Here is a 16,824-nt window from a genome sequence, read left to right as displayed (position 1 = left end):
CAATTTGCAAAGAACATCAACGCTTATTCCCGTAAGAAATCTTCATCAACTCCATTGCTTAATTAAAAACTTAATGCTTAAATAATTTCATAAAACAATCAAATCCATCAGCTAAAATAAAAAAAGCCTCAACCTCAACCTCACCCTTAACCTTAACCTTAACCTTAACCTTAACCTCAACCTTAAGCCCAACCTCACCCTCAAAAGCAATAAAAAAAACCGCCTCAGTATCGAGACGGCTGCGGAATTAAATGATTAAAACCCCTATTCCTTGATTATTTTTTTAGAAACCACCGTTCCATCAGCAAATTCGATCTGCAGCAAATAGACCCCCGGAGTTAAATCCTTCAGGTCTATCTTTTCCGTTTTCGTCATTATTTTAACGGGTGATCCCGCAGGGCTGATGATTGTTGCTTTTTTAAATTCTCTGTCTGAGGCGATATTCAAATGATCCTGTACCGGGTTTGGATATACGTGTACGCCGTTTTTCGCCACCTCCGTCACGCCCAATTGTCCGGCTACCCGTAAGGTGTAATCCTCTGTTTCGCCATAAGTGTCGGCTACATTACAAGCCTTTCCTGCGGTTGCTCCTGCCTGTCCCACGGTTGCTAAGCGCACGCGCATCCGGTAATCTCCATCTGGCAGGTTCGTGGGTATTGTGATGTTTTTTGTCAAAACTCCCTGATCGACCGTCCCAATATAGAAGAATTCATCATTGCTGAATAAAAAGTCGTTATTATAATCAATCCATACCGAAACAGATTGTTCGAACCAGCCAAAGCCGATTTCTACTTCCATTGGATAATTTTCCCCTCTCTTCACATTAACGACAGAAGCGGAATAATCAGCATAGCCGTTTTCACTGCAGGTTGATGATTTTTCTAAATCTGCAAATTTAAAACGCTTGATTACTGCCCCATCTGTACAGTCCAGACTGGGTGTACAATAAGAAGTCAGCACCGCTGAACACTTGATGCGTCTTGCGGTAAATTCATAATCATTAGAGGTACAGGAGTTTGAAAGATGGGTGTAGAACCGTACTACTGTGTTTTCAGTTGGAGTAAAACTTACTTTGCTGCTGCCTGCCGCCAGGACCGTGCTGCCGTTTTCAGAAGCAATGGTAAGGTAAGCAGGTGTTCCTTCCACTGGATCGGCGGAAAATTCATAAGCAACATCAGCGTTTAATTTCACTTTGGAATATTCACCAGTGAAGGCATAATCAATGATCAGTTCTGGATTGCCTGTACAGTTAGGAGTAAATACTCCGGATGGATACTGACCATTTGGTGCGCTCAGGCATCCTGGAATTTGTGCCGTAGCGGTAGCACTGAGGAATAAAATTCCACAACTTAGTAAAAATGTTTTCATGTTTTTTTATTTTAAAAACATCAAATATAAAAAAAATAACGGAACACCGTGTTCATGTCATTACCACGCCCGCTCAGACCATTATAAGAAGTCCATTTTTTTCGATCCATCACTTTATGTTTCAAGCCCCACCCTTGTAAAAGGTTCGCCGACTCCATTGAAAAAGCATAAAAGTATGAAGTAAAAAGTAAAAGAAATTAACATTAAAACTTATTTCAAATCACGTGGCTTCGACAGGCTCAGCCACCAGTAGGCCTTAATTAAATTTACCCATATCGACTTAGGAGCTTTTTGCGTTAAGAAAAACCTTGAAAAGGTTCGCCGATTCCATTGAAAACAATAGAAATCGGTGAAGCAAAAAGATCCAGTCTTGAACTTTTGGTTACTTTTGTTTGACTACGTCGAATCTTCGATTTCAAGGCCAAAGAACATAAGAAAGTTATTCGACTCAAAAACAAGTAAGAAAAAAAGCAATCACTCCTATTTCCATCAGAAATCTTAAAGAACTTCATTGTTTAATTAAAAACTTAATGCTTAATTTGTAAATAATTTCATAAAACAATCAAATCCATGATCTAAAATAAAAAAAGCCTCAACCTCCACCCATCTATTATCTATTCTCTATCCGTCTATCCTCTATCATTTCACTGACCTAAAACTTACGATCAATTGAATCCCAACACCGCCATCACCGCCCACAACATCTCCAAACAATACCGTCTTGGCGAAGTCGGCACCGGCACCCTCTCCCATGATCTCAATCGGTTTTGGGCAAAACTCCGGGGCAAAGAAGATCCTTTTTTGAAGATTGGGGAGAGCAACGACCGTACTGCGAAAGGCGAAAGCGAATACGTTTGGTCTTTGAAAGATATTAATTTCGAAATTGAAAAAGGCGATGCGGTCGGAATTATCGGTAGAAACGGGGCGGGAAAATCGACGCTTTTGAAATTGTTAAGCCGCGTGACCAAACCCACGACCGGACATTTTGAAGTACAGGGCAGGATTGCTTCTTTGCTCGAAGTAGGAACCGGTTTTAATCCCGAAATGACGGGCCGTGAAAACATCTTTCTGAATGGTGCTATTTTAGGAATGCGCCGCCAAGAGATCAAAAGAAAGTTTGATGAGATCGTGGACTTTGCCGGCGTAGAACGCTATATCGATACCCCGGTGAAACGCTATTCCTCTGGCATGTATGTACGTTTGGCATTTGCTGTTGCCGCGCATCTGGAATCTGAAATATTGATTGTAGATGAGGTTTTGGCGGTAGGGGATGCTGAGTTTCAGAAAAAATGTTTGGGCAAAATGGGCGATGTGAGTAAGGGCGAAGGCAGGACCGTTTTGTTTGTGAGCCATAATTTGACAGCAGTGAAAGAATTATGTGGAAATGGGATCTTATTAAATCAAGGAAAGATATTATACAAAGGAAATGTTCACGATACCATTTATGAGTATCAGAAAGATTCTGAAAAAAGATCCCATTATAAACATGAAGGAAAAATTGAAGAAGCTTTAGGAAATGAGAAAATAAGATTAACTGAATTTATAGTAGAACCAGGCAAAGGTAAATTTATTGATATCGCCTCTGGAATAAAGGTGAGTTTAACGTTTTTTAATTTTACAGAAGATATAAACTTAGACGCTACTTTTGAACTGAAAAATTACGAAGAAATGACAGTCTTCAAAACTGGGGCTTTGATTTCAGAAAATTACGATTCAAAGGTTAAAGAATATCATGTTGAGTTTTTAATACCAGGAAATTTTTTAAATGCAGGTAATTATTATTTTAAATTAGTTTTCGGAAAGAATCAACAAATACCATTATTGATAATTCAAGAAATTGTAGGTTTCGAAGTGGAAAATATCAAAATTGGTAACAATCTAAGTATTCAACCAGGAGTTGTAAGGCCTAGCTTTAATTATATAATATCATAGTAAAGTGAAGCAAAAACCACATTTTCTACAATTAAATAAAATCGGTAGTCCTAATTTAGGCTATATTTCGGTGGCTGAAAATTCCGATAATATTCCTTTTGAAATTAAAAGAGTGTATTGGACATATTATACTCCTCAAGACGTTACCAGAGGTGGACATGCGCATTATGATTTAGAGCAAGTCATTGTTGCGGTTTCTGGCACCATCACTTTTACGACCGAAGATTTAAAAGGAAATAAAGAAGAGTTTATTTTAGACAGTCCAGATAAAGGATTATATATTCCCAAATTAATTTGGCGGGATATTAAATTTTCGCATAGCGCTGTATTACTTTGTATAGCTTCTGAAAAATATATCGCCGAAGATTATATCCGTGATTATAAAACTTTTTTTGAATTATAAAATGGCTATAAAAATACATCCCCTGTCAGAAGTTCAAACAGATAAAATCGGTGAAAATACTTCAGTATGGCAGTTTTGCGTGATTTTAAAAAATGCCCAGATTGGAAAAAATTGCAATATTAATTGCCATGTATTGATTGAAAATGAAGTTTTAATAGGTGACAATGTTACTATAAAACCAGGTGTTCAAATATGGGACGGAATTACATTAGAAGATCATGTTTTTATTGGACCCAACGTCACTTTTACCAATGATCATTTTCCCAAATCAAAAAATGCAGATTTTCAGTTGCGTAAAACTTTGATAAGGAAAGGAGCGTCAATTGGTGCAAATGCTACCATATTGGGAGGAATAACTATTGGTGAAAACTCACTAATTGGAGCGGGAAGCGTTGTAACGAAAGATATTCCCGCAAACGAAATTTGGATAGGAAATCCTGCGAAATTTTTAAGAAAAAATGATGATTAAATTCCTCGACCTTCAAAAAATCAATCTTCAATATCAGGAAGAAATCGAAACGAGACTTTTAGAGAACTTTCGCAACGGTTGGTATCTGCTGGGTGATCAGGTAAAATCTTTTGAACAGAATCTGGCTCAATTTATCGGTTCTCCCAATGCGGTTGGCGTTGCCAACGGTTTAGATGCTTTGCGGCTTATTTTTAAAGCCTATTTAGAACTGGGACAATTGAAAGTGAGTGATGAAGTTATTGTTCCCGCAAATACTTACATTGCATCTATTCTCGCGATTACAGATAACCGATTGAAACCCGTTTTTGCAGAACCATGCATCGATCACTACAATTTGAACCTGGCGAAAATTGAAGCGTTGATTACGCCAAAAACAAAAGCCATCATGGTGGTTCATTTATACGGTCAGGTTTGTTGGTCTGAAGAGTTGGAAACTTTAGCAAAAAAATACAATTTAAAAATTATTGAAGATAATGCCCAGGCAATTGGTGCGGCATGGAACGGAATTAAAACTGGAAATCTCGGTGATGCTGCTGGATTTAGCTTTTATCCTGGTAAAAATTTAGGAGCTTTAGGTGATGCGGGTGCCGTGACCTGCAAAGATGCCCTCTTAGCAAAAACGATCAGGACTTTAGCCAATTACGGATCTGAAGAAAAATATATCAATAAATATCAGGGACTAAACAGTCGTTTAGATGAAATTCAAGCAGGTGTTTTAGAGATCAAGTTAAAATACATTGATCGTGATAATGACAAACGTCGGAAAATAGCGGAAAGATATTGTACAGAAATTACAAATCAGAAAATAACGCTTCCACAATTGCTACAAAATTCCAATGAACATGTTTGGCATCTTTTTGTGATCAGAACTCCTAAAAGAGATCAGTTGCAAAAATATCTTTTAGAAAATGGAATCCAGACATTGATCCATTATCCGATTCCACCACACAAACAAAAAGCCTACAAATATTACAACCATCTTTCTTTTCCAATTACGGAAAAAATTCATGAAGAAGTTTTAAGTTTGCCGATGAGTCCGGTGATGGAGGATGAGGAAGTAGAAAAAGTAATTGCGATATGTAATCTGTTTTAGTAACAATAGATTATTATAATAAAATGTATGCTATTACGTTTAACCGGCAAATTTAAATGATGACCCGATCATGAATACAGAAAGTGATTTAGCGAGCTTTTGTTTGTTTACCTATAATCAAGAAAATTATATTGAAGAAGCTATTGAAGGTGCATTGTCGCAAACCTACAATAATTTAGAGATTATCATTAGTGATGATGCTTCCACAGATGGAACACAAGATATTATTAATGAAATAGCAAAAAACTATAAAGGACCTCATAAGATTATTGTAAATTTTAATGAAAAAAATCTGGGTCTGGTTCGTCATGTTAATAAAATTTTATATGAAATCTGTCAGGGAAAATTTATCTTCTTAGGTGCGGGTGACGATATTTCTTTACCACTGCGTGTTGAAAATACCGTCAATTTTTATGTAAAAAATCCTACTGTAGTTGCGACAGGGTCTAACTTGCAGGAAATCAATCATCTATCTGTAAACAATAATTCGCAAAACTTCAAAATAGGAGAGCAGGCAATTTACGGTTTAGAGTATTATTTATCAGCATCTTATCAGCATTTATATGGCTGCACCCGTACGTTTACCAGAGAACTTATCAATGCTTTTCCACTATTGAATTCCTCCTGTCCTACTGAGGATACCCCATTGCTTTTTCGCGCTTTCCTTTTAAATAAAAAAGTGGCATTTTTGGATGAAATTATGGTTAAGTATAGAATTCATGGTAATAATGTCAGCTCACCGGAAAATATTGTATTGATGAGTATTAATGCTATTTTTGCACAATATAGAAGGGATTTGAATTTTGCGCTAAAGCAGAATTATATTTCCAACAAAGAGTATTTGGCTTTAAAAAAAGGGTTGAAAATTCGAAAAAATTCGAGACTTAAGAGGAAAAAAATAAGAGATAAAGTTAAAGATAAAATTATTGAATTTTTAAAAATAGTCCTAAATAAAAATTGATAATAAAGAAATGGTGGCATTGGAAAAGCAATTGATTATTTATACAAGACATGAGTGAAAAGATAAATTTGTTCTGGTATCGACACCACGAAGGTCATGGTAATTTTGGTGATGAACTCAATCCTTTTATTATTGAGAGACTTTCAGGAAAAAAAGTTTATTATTTGGATTTTAATGACTTTAAACTAGACTCTGTTACTTACATTAAAACTTTCACGCATCGATACCTAAAAAGAAAAATATCTTTTGCAAATTATGTGAGGCATATATATTATTATTTCATTGTGAGACCAGTAGTGTTAGTGGCAATTGGAAGTGTCTTGGAACATATTACCTATAATAAATGTATCGTGTGGGGAGCCGGAATCATTGAAACGAAATCAAAAATCCAAAATGCTGATTTCAGAGTTGTTCGTGGGAAATATACTCAGCTTCGATTAAAAGAACTGGGACATAAAGTACCAGATGTAGTTGGTGACCCCGCTATTCTGCTGCCACTAATTTATAAACCTGAATGGAGTAAAAAATTTAAATTGGGCGTAATACCGCACCATAGACATTACAATAAAATGAGGTCTATCTCGGGAGAAGATATGTTGGTCATAAATCTGTTGGATCCTATTGAGAAAATCATTAATGAAATTTGTTCGTGTGAGAATACACTTTCTACTTCTCTCCACGGAATAATTGTATCACATGCTTACGGGATTCCTTCAATATGGTGTACCGATCATGACAAAAAACTATATGGCGATGATGTGAAATTTAGGGATTATTTTTCATCAGTTGGACTTGAAGAATATAAATCAATACCTTCCTCCTTAATTTCGACAGACCTGCTTGAAAATTTGAAACTTATTGAGTCAGTACCTGTCAGCCAGCGATTGCCCCAAACACAACAGTTGGCATTAACACAAATATCCTTATTAAAAGCTTTTCCGTTCGTTTTAAATAGAAAATTTGAAGACATTCAAATTAAATTTTCATAATGCCTACAGTAACAGTTATTATTCCGGTATACAATGCAGAACGATATTTACATCAATGTGTAAATTCCATATTGGAGCAGACGTTTACTGATTTTCAATTGCTCTTGATTAATGATGGTTCCAGTGACAAAAGTCCAGAAATTTGTGATGAATATGCAACAGTAGATAATAGAGTGACTGTATTTCATCAGGTGAATGCAGGGGTTAGCGCAGCACGCAATGTAGGGTTATTACATGCAAAAGGTAAATGGATTACTTTTGTTGACAGTGATGACTGGATTAGTGAAAATTATTTTGATATTCTGTCAAAATTTTCTGATCTGGATTGGATAATACTTTCAACAGATCGGGTAAATAGAAACAAAATTAACAAAGGACTTCATTTTGAAGAAAACATTTATATTCAGAATAGCTTTTTAGATGAGTTTACATTATATCCCCATTTTCCCGGTCCATGCGGTAAGTTTTATCGATCAGAAATAATCAAAGGCAATAAGGTGCAATTTAATAATAAGATTCATTTTGGTGAAGATGCTTTGTTCAATATCTGTTACTTAAAATTCACCCAAAAAATAGTAACGGCTGCTAACCCCCGTTATTATTATCGACATAGAGATTGCGGTTTAAGCAGTACAGAGAATGATTACCTTTCTGCCAAGTATTTATACGAATATTTAGAGGAAGAAATGCATTACTATCCCACAAAGTATTATCTTAAAAATATGACATATGTGTTCAAAAGAATGTTAGATGGACTTTATGATGCAGTACACTTTGATAAAAATGAAAAAGAAAGAGAAATTAGGGAAATTATTAAGAAACATTTTGATCTCATGATAACTATGTCTCCCAACAGATCATTAAGATATTTATTAAAATTGGGCAAATGTCTGGGTACCTATTCAGCTATCAGTAAACTCTTAATTTATCATTCGCAAAAATGAAACTATCCATCATTATCCCTGTTTACAATTCCGAAAAATACCTTGGCCAGTGCCTGCAAAGTGTATGTGATCAGGATCTGCCTAAATCAGATTATGAAATCATTGTGATCAATGACGGTTCAAAGGACGGTTCCCGAGAAATCATATTAAGTTTTAAAGCAAGGTACAATAATATCATATTTATTGATCAGGAAAATAAGGGAGTTTCTGCAGCAAGAAATACGGGATTAGATCTGGCTCTGGGGGAATATGTAACTTTTGTAGATTCAGATGATGAGATTTATGCAAACTCACTGCAACAGCAGGTCACCTATATCAAAGAAAATAATTTAGATCTTTTGTATCCAAAAATCACTTATATCAATGCACGCGGTGAAGTAACAGGAGAATTTAAGATGAATTCTGAAACGGGGGAAATTTTGGATGGTTTTATACATCAAAGGAGAGGATACATTGTTGCATTTTATAAGAGAGAATTGATTAAAGACATAAGGTTTAACTTGAAAATATCCATCGCTGAAGATTCTCTTTTTAATATAGAAGTACATGCCATTGCAAAAAGATGTGGCTATTTACGCTCGCTATATTACAAATACAGGAAAGGAATTATTTCGACTTCAAATTCCAAAACGACACAAAGCGAAAAAGCTTTCGATGGAATGATAGAACAATTATGGTGTATTAAACGGCTAATTGAAGCCAATAAGGATATTTTTACAGAAAAGCAAGTCGTTTATTATGATCGACCATTTTATGTGACGATAGAAATGATGATGAAGGTCAATGTAATTCCAACAATTTCACTTTCACGTTTCAAAATGCTAAAAAGAGAAATGAAAAGACTTAACATCGAATATATTGCAGACAAATTAGAGGAAAGCCTTCCTTTTTTTAAGGCTCACTGGCTTTTATTTTTCGCTTATCATTCACCAAAAGTTTTTGAATACAGAATTAAAACTTATATTTATAAAAAACTTTTACAGTCTAAAATGATTGTTCATAAGTAATCACGAAATTACTGCCATAATAATTTGATAATGACCAAAATTCTCTTCCTCATCCCTACTTTAATGCACGGCGGTGCTGAAAAGGTGCTGGTGAATCTGGCGAATAATCTGGACCCAACAAAGTACGATGTGACGCTTTATTCCATTTTTGACGAGGGCATTAATAAGCAGTTTCTTCAGTCCCATGTAAAATACCGGTCGCGATTTAATAAAGTCTTTCGAGGCAATTCGCTGCTGATGAAATTGTTTTCACCCAAGGTACTTTACCGCTTTTTCATAAAAGAAAACTACGATATAGTGGTCTCTTATCTGGAAGGTCCTGCAGCAAGGATTATTTCAGGTTGTGAAAATCCTGAAATCCAGAAAATTGCGTGGATACATATAGAACTTAATAATGAAAAGGAAGCCAGTGTCGGATTCATCTCAGTAAATTCTGCCAGAAAGGCCTACGAGAAATTTGACAGGATTGTGGCTGTCTCTGAAACAGTTGGGGAATGTTTTAAAAAAAACATGACTACTAAAGTTCCTTTACAAGTACTTTATAATACCAATGAAACAGATCAGATCAGGAAGTTGGGATTGGAACCGGTGGAGAATGTGTTTGAGAAAGAAATCCTTCAGGTTTGTTCAGTGGCAAAAATTGCAGCACCAAAAGGATTTGACCGGTTGCTTATTGCACATAAGCAGCTTATGGATGAAGGCTTGCCCCACCACATTAATATCCTGGGTATTGGCCCAGAGCAGGAAAAACTCGAAAAAAAGGCCAAAGAGTTAGGAGTCAGTGAAAGCTTCCGGTTTTTGGGTTTTCACCAAAATCCTTATCAGTATGTAAGCAAATGTGATTTATATGTATGCTCATCACACACTGAGGGATTTAGCACGGCGGTTTCCGAGGCCCTAATCTTAGGAATCCCAGTAGTAAGTACGAATTGTTCCGGAGCCCTGGAAATGCTTGGTGAAAATAATGAGTATGGGATTGTAACCGAAAACTCGACAGAAGGAATATATCAAGGGATGAAACAAATGCTATCTGATCGCACACTGCTGGATCATTACCGTAGCCAGGCAAAATTGAGAGGTAGCTTTTTCTCGACGGCGAATACCGTGAAAGCGGTTGAAAATTTATTGGATGAAATATGAGTGAACTGATCAGTGTTATACTTCCGGCTTATAATGCGGAGCGTTTTATTGAGGAGAGTGTAGGGAGTATCCTTAAACAAACCTACCCCAATATTGAACTCATTATCGTTAATGACGGGTCGACAGACGGTACCGCCAAGCTGTCAGAGGAACTGGCAGCCAAAGATTCCCGTATTAAGGTCATCCATCAGGAAAACCAGGGCGTTTCTACTGCTCGAAACAATGGTTTAATCGCAGCCAAAGGAGATTATATTGGTTTTATCGATGCTGATGACCAGGCGGCAGAAGATCTTTATGAGTTGCTCTATAAAAACATTAAAAAATATGATGCCGACATTTCTCACTGTGGATTCGAACTCGTAAAGCCACATGAAACGGTTAAATTTCACGATTCTGGTGATCTGCTGATTCATAACAAAGTGGAAGCATTGAAAGCGCTGTTGACGGGGAAAAAGGTGGAACCAGGAGTATGGAACAAATTATACAGGAAGGTGATATTGACCAATGTTTTTTTTCCAGCAGATGTAAAAGTGAATGAAGATCTTTTATTCAATATTTTAGCCTTTAAAAAGGCTAATAAAAGTGTCTTTGAAGATGTTGTAAAATATCGATATCGGTTTGTTTCGGGATCGGCGTCCAGAAATTCGGAAGTTCTAAAACATGCATGCGATGTATATATAGTTGCCAAACGTATAAAAACTGAGTTGACGGATCCCGAAATAAGGAATGCGACAGAATTTTTTTATGCAGGAAAGATACTAAATATACTGAAAATCTTTAAATCAGAAAATTATTTTAAGAGCGAATTCGCTGGAGAGCTCCGCAGGGAAATCCGGATGATAGATTTCTCGAAAATGAGTTTAAGGATCAGAACCTTAAAAAGTTTACTGCTTGACTATCCGCTTTTATATGACGGATTTATGTTTATTTATAATCTTGTATACTCCAAAAACCAGAAATGGAAATAATTCATTTAAAAAGTTTTAGTTATGACTGATCAGTATCAAGTATATCTGGATCCTTCAAGTAATATTATATACTCCTCTTATTATATAAAAGGATTATATGAAGTTTTTGGAAAAAATAATGTTACATTTTCTAGCCACTATTTTCAGGAACTTGATAAAAAAAATGAAGCGTGGTCCTATGATTCTTATATGGCATTGGTGATTAAAAACAGGGAAACGCTATGTAAGATTATCATTGATTTTGGAGACGACAGCCCGATAAGGGAAAATGCATACCGCTGGTGCGATTTGTATGCAAAAGTGAATATCAATCCTGAAAAATTGCCTGAACAGTTTAAAACAAAAATTCTTTCCATTTCACCAGGTTTCGGAATAAAAATGTGGACTTCTATTGAAGCATTATACCACAGCTTTTTTAATCTGTTAAAGTTGAGGTTTTCACCTCAGGTTTCTTTAAAGAATTATTTCCGGTCGTATTTAAGTCAGATCAAACAGCTTAGAATTGAAGATTTCACCAGACCTACGACCGCAGAACTGCCGAATAGGGACTATGTGTTTTTTGTTTCAAGTCTGTGGCCCCACCCCAACTGCATCACGGGTACTAACCGGTACCGCAAAATGTACATTGAAAGCTGCCGAAAACAAGCGATTGATTTTGAAGGGGGTTTTTGGGTGAATGACCGGAATCATCCTCAGTTCAGCGAATTCAAAGATTTAACAATCAGTAAAAGATATTTGCTTAGTGATTATATCGCGAAAACTAAAAAATCACTTTTTGTGTTCAATACTCCCGCTGTTCATAACTGTCACGGCTGGAAATTAGGGCAATTTCTGGCGATGGGTAAAGCTATTATTTCCACCCCTTTTCAAAATGCTTTACCGGAAGATTTGGTACATAGCAAAAATATTCATTTTGTAAGTGATAGGAATGAAATGGATGTCGCGGTGGAAAAATTACTGCATGATGAAAACTATCGTAAAAAATTGGAAGAAGGAGCAAAAGACTATTGTCTTAAGCATGTTACCCCCAGTGCAGTTATCTTAAAAATATGTAATAAATTAAATATTGATTTAAGGTGATCAAGAATAAAATAAGTATTATAGTTCCTGTTTATAATGTTGAGAAATATTTATCAGCCTGTATTGAAAGCATCATCGGCCAGACTTACAAAAATCTGGAGATTATTTTAGTTAATGATGGCTCAACCGACGCATCCGGTAAAATAATGGATGACTATGTTTTAAGAGAAAATAGAATCAAGGCCATCCATCAGGATAATGCTGGTGTTGCAGTTGCGAGAAACACCGGTCTGCAGAATGTAACCGGTCATTTCATCAGTTTCATTGATGCCGATGATGTCATTGCACCCCATTTCTATGAAACGATGCTGAGGAGTCTGATTGACAATGAGGCAGATATTGTGGAATGTGATTTTATCCGATTCGCCAACATCAATGAAATAGGAGAGCACCCATATTCCGGTGAACCGGCAGAAAAAATATATGACACCGCAAAAGCACTGGAGCTCCTTATCAAAGAGGAAATAAAACAAATGCCCTGTAATAAGCTTTTTACGGCAGAAGTGAACAAAGGAATTACTTTTCCGCCGGGAAAAAAACACGAAGATGATTTCTGGGCTTTCCAAATCATCGGCAATGCCAAAAGAATGGTACAACGCGATGAAGTGCTGTATTTTTACAGAACCCATGTGGAAAGCAATATGGGAAGGCCTTATAATTTGACGAGACTGGATGGACTGTCAGCTGTTGAAGAAAGAATCTGTTATATGAAAGAGCATTTTCCCCAACTTGAAAATTTGGCTATAAAATCATTTCTACAGGGTTCGATGTGGCATTATCAGAAAATTACAAAACACAGCGAAATTGATCCTGGAATGATCAGCAGAAAAAATATCCTTAATAAAGTGAAAACTTATCATACGAAGACTGCATTCAAAGGGTGGACATTTAAGCAGCAGTTCTGGTATCAGTTTTTTTTTATGGCACCTGTTTTATTTGCGAAATTTAGAAATGGAATTAACATCGGCATTTAAGAATTATTATTAATGAAAAAAATCAACTTATATTTTCATACCGGCAGCCGTAACCACGGCTGTGAAGCCATTGTGAGAGGGACGAATGAAGTTTTGCGGCAAAAATTAAGACTGTTTTCTTTTGTTCCCGAAGATGAAATCAAGTACCGCCTTAATGAGATTGTGGAGGTGCAGAGTGATCAACCGGTGACGATCAAAAAATACCGTATTCCTTATTTGTTTTCTGCTTTACAGGTAAAAATCTTTAATAAAACCACTTTGGTTACCCAATACCGAAAAAGAAACTTTTTTTCAAAAATTAAAAAGGGCGATGTCTGCCTTTCGATTGGAGGTGACAATTATACCTATGAAGGAACCTGGGAACTTGCGGATTATAATCAGATACTGCAGGGGAAAGGTGCGAAAACGGTCCTTTGGGGATGCTCCATTGATGATCACCTGATCCCGGATCTTACGGGGGATCTTAACCGGTACAATATGATCATTGCCCGGGAAACCCTGACTTTTGATGCGCTTAAAAAGAACGGTATTACCACAGAAATCAGGCTGTGTCCTGATGCGGCTTTTCAGCTTCTCAAAAATGAAGTTCAGCTTCCCCCAAACTTTATCAAAGGCCAAACGGTAGGAATCAATCTGAGTCCGCTGATTTTAAAATATGGCAACAGCGCGCTCATCCTTAAAAATTTCGAACATTTAGTTCAGCATATTATTTCGGAAACCGATCTGCAGATTGCCCTGATCCCTCATGTTGTGGTACCCGGAAATGATGACCGCGAGGCGATGAAACCGCTTTATGAAAAATTTAAAGATTCAGGGAGGATGGTTTGGGTGGACGATTATAACTGCTCGGACCTGAAAGGGTTTATTTCCGAATGCCGCTATTTTATGGGCGCAAGAACGCATGCTACTATTGCGGCATATTCTACCGAAGTACCTACTGTTGTTATTGGATATTCCATGAAAGCCAAAGGGATTGCGAAAGACCTCTTCGGAACCCATGAACATTACGTGTGTCCGGTTCAGGATTTTAAAACTGACCGCGAACTTATTGGTTCTTTTCAGTGGCTGACCGAAAATGAGATGAATATCAGAGAACATTACCGCACGGCCATGCCGGAATATAAAGCACATGCTCTGAAAGCTGCAGAATTTCTAAAGGAAATCATATGATGGAGATAAGTTTTTATCTGTTACTTCTGTTTTTTTTTATTGCACTGATTTTTTTGAGTGTAGATGCCTATTACTGGTGGATGGAACGTTATCCGAGATACAAAATCGGAAGATGGCAGAAGGAAGAGGAATGGATGGATAAGGTGTTCAATAAAGGCGCATCATGGCTTCCGACAGTTCCTGCGGTACCTGTTACCCAGAACAGACATCTGTTGCTTTTGGATATGATGGAGGGGGAATTTACCCGAAGCTGGGTACAGGCCTGGCAAACAGGCGGACTGCTGATCGGGGTTTCGGAGTTTTCCTTAAAGGATTCAGCAGTCTCCAGACAAAAAACCATCAGTCATTTCATTAATGACAATGGGAAATGGAAAGTCAAGCCTGAAAATGTTGATTTTGCGATTTTAGCTTTTGGGCTGCTGAAATATAATGACAAAGCAGATTTTCTAAAGCCGGCGATGGACGAGGTGATTCAGGTGATTGAGAAGCAGACCGGTGAAGACGGCCTCATTGCTTATTCATCGAGAAAGAATATCAGGTATATTGATACGCTGGGACTGGTGTGTCCTTTTCTTGTGCTTTATGACAGGACATACGGAACTGAAAAGTATTCGGCCCTTGCAGTGAGGCAGTTAGAGCAGTTTATTGAAAACGGAATGTTTAAGGATACCCTGCTGCCGGTACATTCTTACGAACTGGCAAGCCGTTTACCGGTGGGCGTGTATGGCTGGGGAAGAGGAACGGGCTGGTTTATTTTGGGTCTGCTGGATACTTATCTGGAACTCCATGTGGGGTCGGAAAAAGAAAAGCTTCAGCAGCATGTTCTGAATGCTGCCGATTATTATCTTCAGTTTCAGCGTGAAGACGGAGGTTTCGGTATTTTTCTTCAGAACAGAGAACCTTACGACAGTTCAGCTACCGCTGTTTTTGCTTACTTTTACGGCAGGTGTTTTGAGATGACGCAGGATCAGAAATATTCTGAAGCACTGGAAAAATGCCTGACGAAACTGAAAGCCTATACCCGCAGAGACGGTGCGCTGGACTACTGTCAGGGTGATACCGTAGACGTTGGTGTTTTTTCGCAAAGGATGGACATCATGCCGTTTGCACAAGGCATGCTTTTGCGGGCGCTGAAAATGTACAGCACTTTAAAATCAAACTTTAGCTCCCCTTTAGAAAGGCAGCGATACAGAAAAAATGCTTAAAGATATCAACGATTATCTCCTTCTTCAGATCAACAGATTCCCAAACCTAAAAGGACGTTTGGTGAAGCTGATTGATTTTTCATTCGAATTCCGAAAAGTAGCGGCAGGAAATCTGACGCGGAATCCGGCATTTATTCTTCACGTCATGCGTTCAAAGGTGATTGCAAAACCTGGAACGCTGGGTTTCGGTGCGGTTTTTAATCCGGGCGTACTGCTGGAGAACGGCCGTATCATTATGGTTGCGAAAGGACAGCTGGTGCCGTGGTTCAAAACAGGAGGAACCCAACGCAAATTTTATTTAAAAGGAAAACCCACCGTGTTTCTCCTTGACCAAAAAACGGATATACAGGAAAAGCATATCATCACTGATATTCTGGATTTTCCTGAGGAGGAACGGTGGGCGATCGAAGACACCCGCATGTTCTGGTGGAAAGGCCGCAAAATGGTCAACCACAGCCTGGTGATGATCGGACCGGTGGATGGAGTTGACAATCAGGTTGCGGTGAAGTCAGCCCTTTCTGTTTTGGAAAACGAAGCAAGGACTTTCAGGTTTTGCGGCTTTCCCCAGGTCGATTTTCCTGTTCAGAATTTTGAAAAAAACTGGGTGTATAAAGAGTCGGAAAATGAACTGTTACTGTTTTATTCCATCAGTCCTTTCCGGGTTTTAAGATTGGAAAATGAAAATAATCTGGAATTTAAAAGCATTATCAATCAACCCTTATCCAGTAAAATTACTAATCCGGGCGGTTTTGGAACCATGGTTTCTTTCAGTGCCAATCCGGTTGATTTTGATGAAAACTATTGGCTGATGATCGTTCATCAGATTGCTAATAAAATTTCGGGCAGATGTTATTATCACTGGGTGGTATTGATTAACAAAGCGACGGTGATTCCGGAACGAATGTCTTCAAAGCCTGTCTTTTCCGGAATGGGCGCGCGGGGGAGAACCCCTGGTGTACGCTATATATCTTCAGTCCTAAGGGTGGATGATGAAATTTTGTTTTTTGCAGGGGAAGGGGATGTGCATGTTACGGTAACGAGAAAGCCTGTTAAGACAATTATTAAGGATATGGTTGATTTATAAGTGATGAATTTACAAATTAGAAAATATTCAATGACTA

General features: G+C 37.5%; 16 protein-coding genes. 15 read left to right on the top strand and 1 reads right to left on the bottom strand.

The genetic code is table 11. The features are described 5' to 3' along the window. Positions 1 to 264: 264 nt before the first annotated feature. The gene (locus PUH65_RS00220; protein WP_305517847.1) at positions 265 to 1,368 is read right to left on the bottom strand and encodes a GEVED domain-containing protein; all 1,104 of its coding nucleotides are present in this window, start codon (positions 1,366 to 1,368) and stop codon (positions 265 to 267) included. Between the two features lie 669 nt (positions 1,369 to 2,037). Between PUH65_RS00220 and PUH65_RS00215 the strand changes: the two genes are divergently transcribed. The 15 genes from PUH65_RS00215 to PUH65_RS00145 all read left to right on the top strand — a co-directional run bounded on the left by PUH65_RS00215 (position 2,038) and on the right by PUH65_RS00145 (position 16,787). Then, positions 2,038 to 3,300, top strand: a complete 1,263-nt coding sequence (locus PUH65_RS00215) for an ABC transporter ATP-binding protein (RefSeq protein WP_305517846.1) — start codon at positions 2,038 to 2,040, stop codon at positions 3,298 to 3,300. 4 nt (positions 3,301 to 3,304) lie between these two features. Continuing rightward, on the top strand, positions 3,305 to 3,703 hold the full coding sequence (locus PUH65_RS00210; protein WP_305517845.1) for an FdtA/QdtA family cupin domain-containing protein: 399 nt from the start codon (positions 3,305 to 3,307) through the stop codon (positions 3,701 to 3,703). 1 nt (position 3,704) lies between these two features. Further along, entirely contained in the window at positions 3,705 to 4,172 is a 468-nt protein-coding gene (locus tag PUH65_RS00205; protein WP_305517844.1) for an acyltransferase, read from the top strand. Continuing rightward, positions 4,165 to 5,265, top strand: coding sequence for a DegT/DnrJ/EryC1/StrS aminotransferase family protein (locus PUH65_RS00200; protein WP_305518404.1), 1,101 nt, complete (start codon positions 4,165 to 4,167; stop codon positions 5,263 to 5,265). Before PUH65_RS00205 ends, PUH65_RS00200 begins: the two co-directional genes overlap by 8 nt. Positions 5,266 to 5,335: 70 nt before the next feature. Continuing rightward, positions 5,336 to 6,226, top strand: coding sequence for a glycosyltransferase (locus PUH65_RS00195; protein ID WP_305517843.1), 891 nt, complete (start codon positions 5,336 to 5,338; stop codon positions 6,224 to 6,226). A 68-nt stretch (positions 6,227 to 6,294) separates the two neighbouring features. Then, positions 6,295 to 7,215 carry a polysaccharide pyruvyl transferase family protein gene (locus PUH65_RS00190; protein WP_305517842.1) on the top strand — a complete coding sequence of 307 codons (921 nt, stop codon included), beginning with the start codon at positions 6,295 to 6,297 and terminating at the stop codon, positions 7,213 to 7,215. Beyond that, a complete protein-coding gene (locus PUH65_RS00185) occupies positions 7,215 to 8,159 on the top strand; it encodes a glycosyltransferase family 2 protein (RefSeq protein ID WP_305517841.1) in 945 nt (314 codons plus the stop codon). The genes PUH65_RS00190 and PUH65_RS00185 overlap by 1 nt, the downstream gene beginning before the upstream one ends. Continuing rightward, entirely contained in the window at positions 8,156 to 9,166 is a 1,011-nt protein-coding gene (locus PUH65_RS00180; protein ID WP_305517840.1) for a glycosyltransferase, read from the top strand. The genes PUH65_RS00185 and PUH65_RS00180 overlap by 4 nt, the downstream gene beginning before the upstream one ends. A 30-nt stretch (positions 9,167 to 9,196) precedes the next feature. Beyond that, entirely contained in the window at positions 9,197 to 10,306 is a 1,110-nt protein-coding gene (locus PUH65_RS00175; RefSeq protein ID WP_305517839.1) for a glycosyltransferase, read from the top strand. Then, on the top strand, positions 10,303 to 11,274 hold the full coding sequence (locus tag PUH65_RS00170; RefSeq protein ID WP_305517838.1) for a glycosyltransferase family 2 protein: 972 nt from the start codon (positions 10,303 to 10,305) through the stop codon (positions 11,272 to 11,274). Before PUH65_RS00175 ends, PUH65_RS00170 begins: the two co-directional genes overlap by 4 nt. Positions 11,275 to 11,295: 21 nt before the next feature. Continuing rightward, positions 11,296 to 12,354, top strand: a complete 1,059-nt coding sequence (locus PUH65_RS00165; RefSeq protein ID WP_305517837.1) for a hypothetical protein — start codon at positions 11,296 to 11,298, stop codon at positions 12,352 to 12,354. Beyond that, entirely contained in the window at positions 12,351 to 13,328 is a 978-nt protein-coding gene (locus PUH65_RS00160) for a glycosyltransferase (protein ID WP_305517836.1), read from the top strand. Before PUH65_RS00165 ends, PUH65_RS00160 begins: the two co-directional genes overlap by 4 nt. A 12-nt stretch (positions 13,329 to 13,340) precedes the next feature. Next, the gene (locus PUH65_RS00155) at positions 13,341 to 14,498 is read left to right on the top strand and encodes a polysaccharide pyruvyl transferase family protein (protein WP_305517835.1); all 1,158 of its coding nucleotides are present in this window, start codon (positions 13,341 to 13,343) and stop codon (positions 14,496 to 14,498) included. Continuing rightward, complete coding sequence (locus PUH65_RS00150; RefSeq protein WP_305517834.1) at positions 14,495 to 15,703, top strand: glycoside hydrolase family 88 protein; 1,209 nt, start codon at positions 14,495 to 14,497, stop codon at positions 15,701 to 15,703. Before PUH65_RS00155 ends, PUH65_RS00150 begins: the two co-directional genes overlap by 4 nt. Continuing rightward, a complete protein-coding gene (locus PUH65_RS00145) occupies positions 15,696 to 16,787 on the top strand; it encodes a hypothetical protein (RefSeq protein ID WP_305517833.1) in 1,092 nt (363 codons plus the stop codon). Before PUH65_RS00150 ends, PUH65_RS00145 begins: the two co-directional genes overlap by 8 nt. The last annotated feature ends 37 nt before the right edge of the window (positions 16,788 to 16,824 follow it).

It is taken from the genome of Kaistella sp. SH40-3 (assembly GCF_030686865.1).
Lineage (GTDB): Bacteria > Bacteroidota > Bacteroidia > Flavobacteriales > Weeksellaceae > Kaistella.
This window is presented reverse-complemented; position numbering and strand designations above follow the sequence as displayed.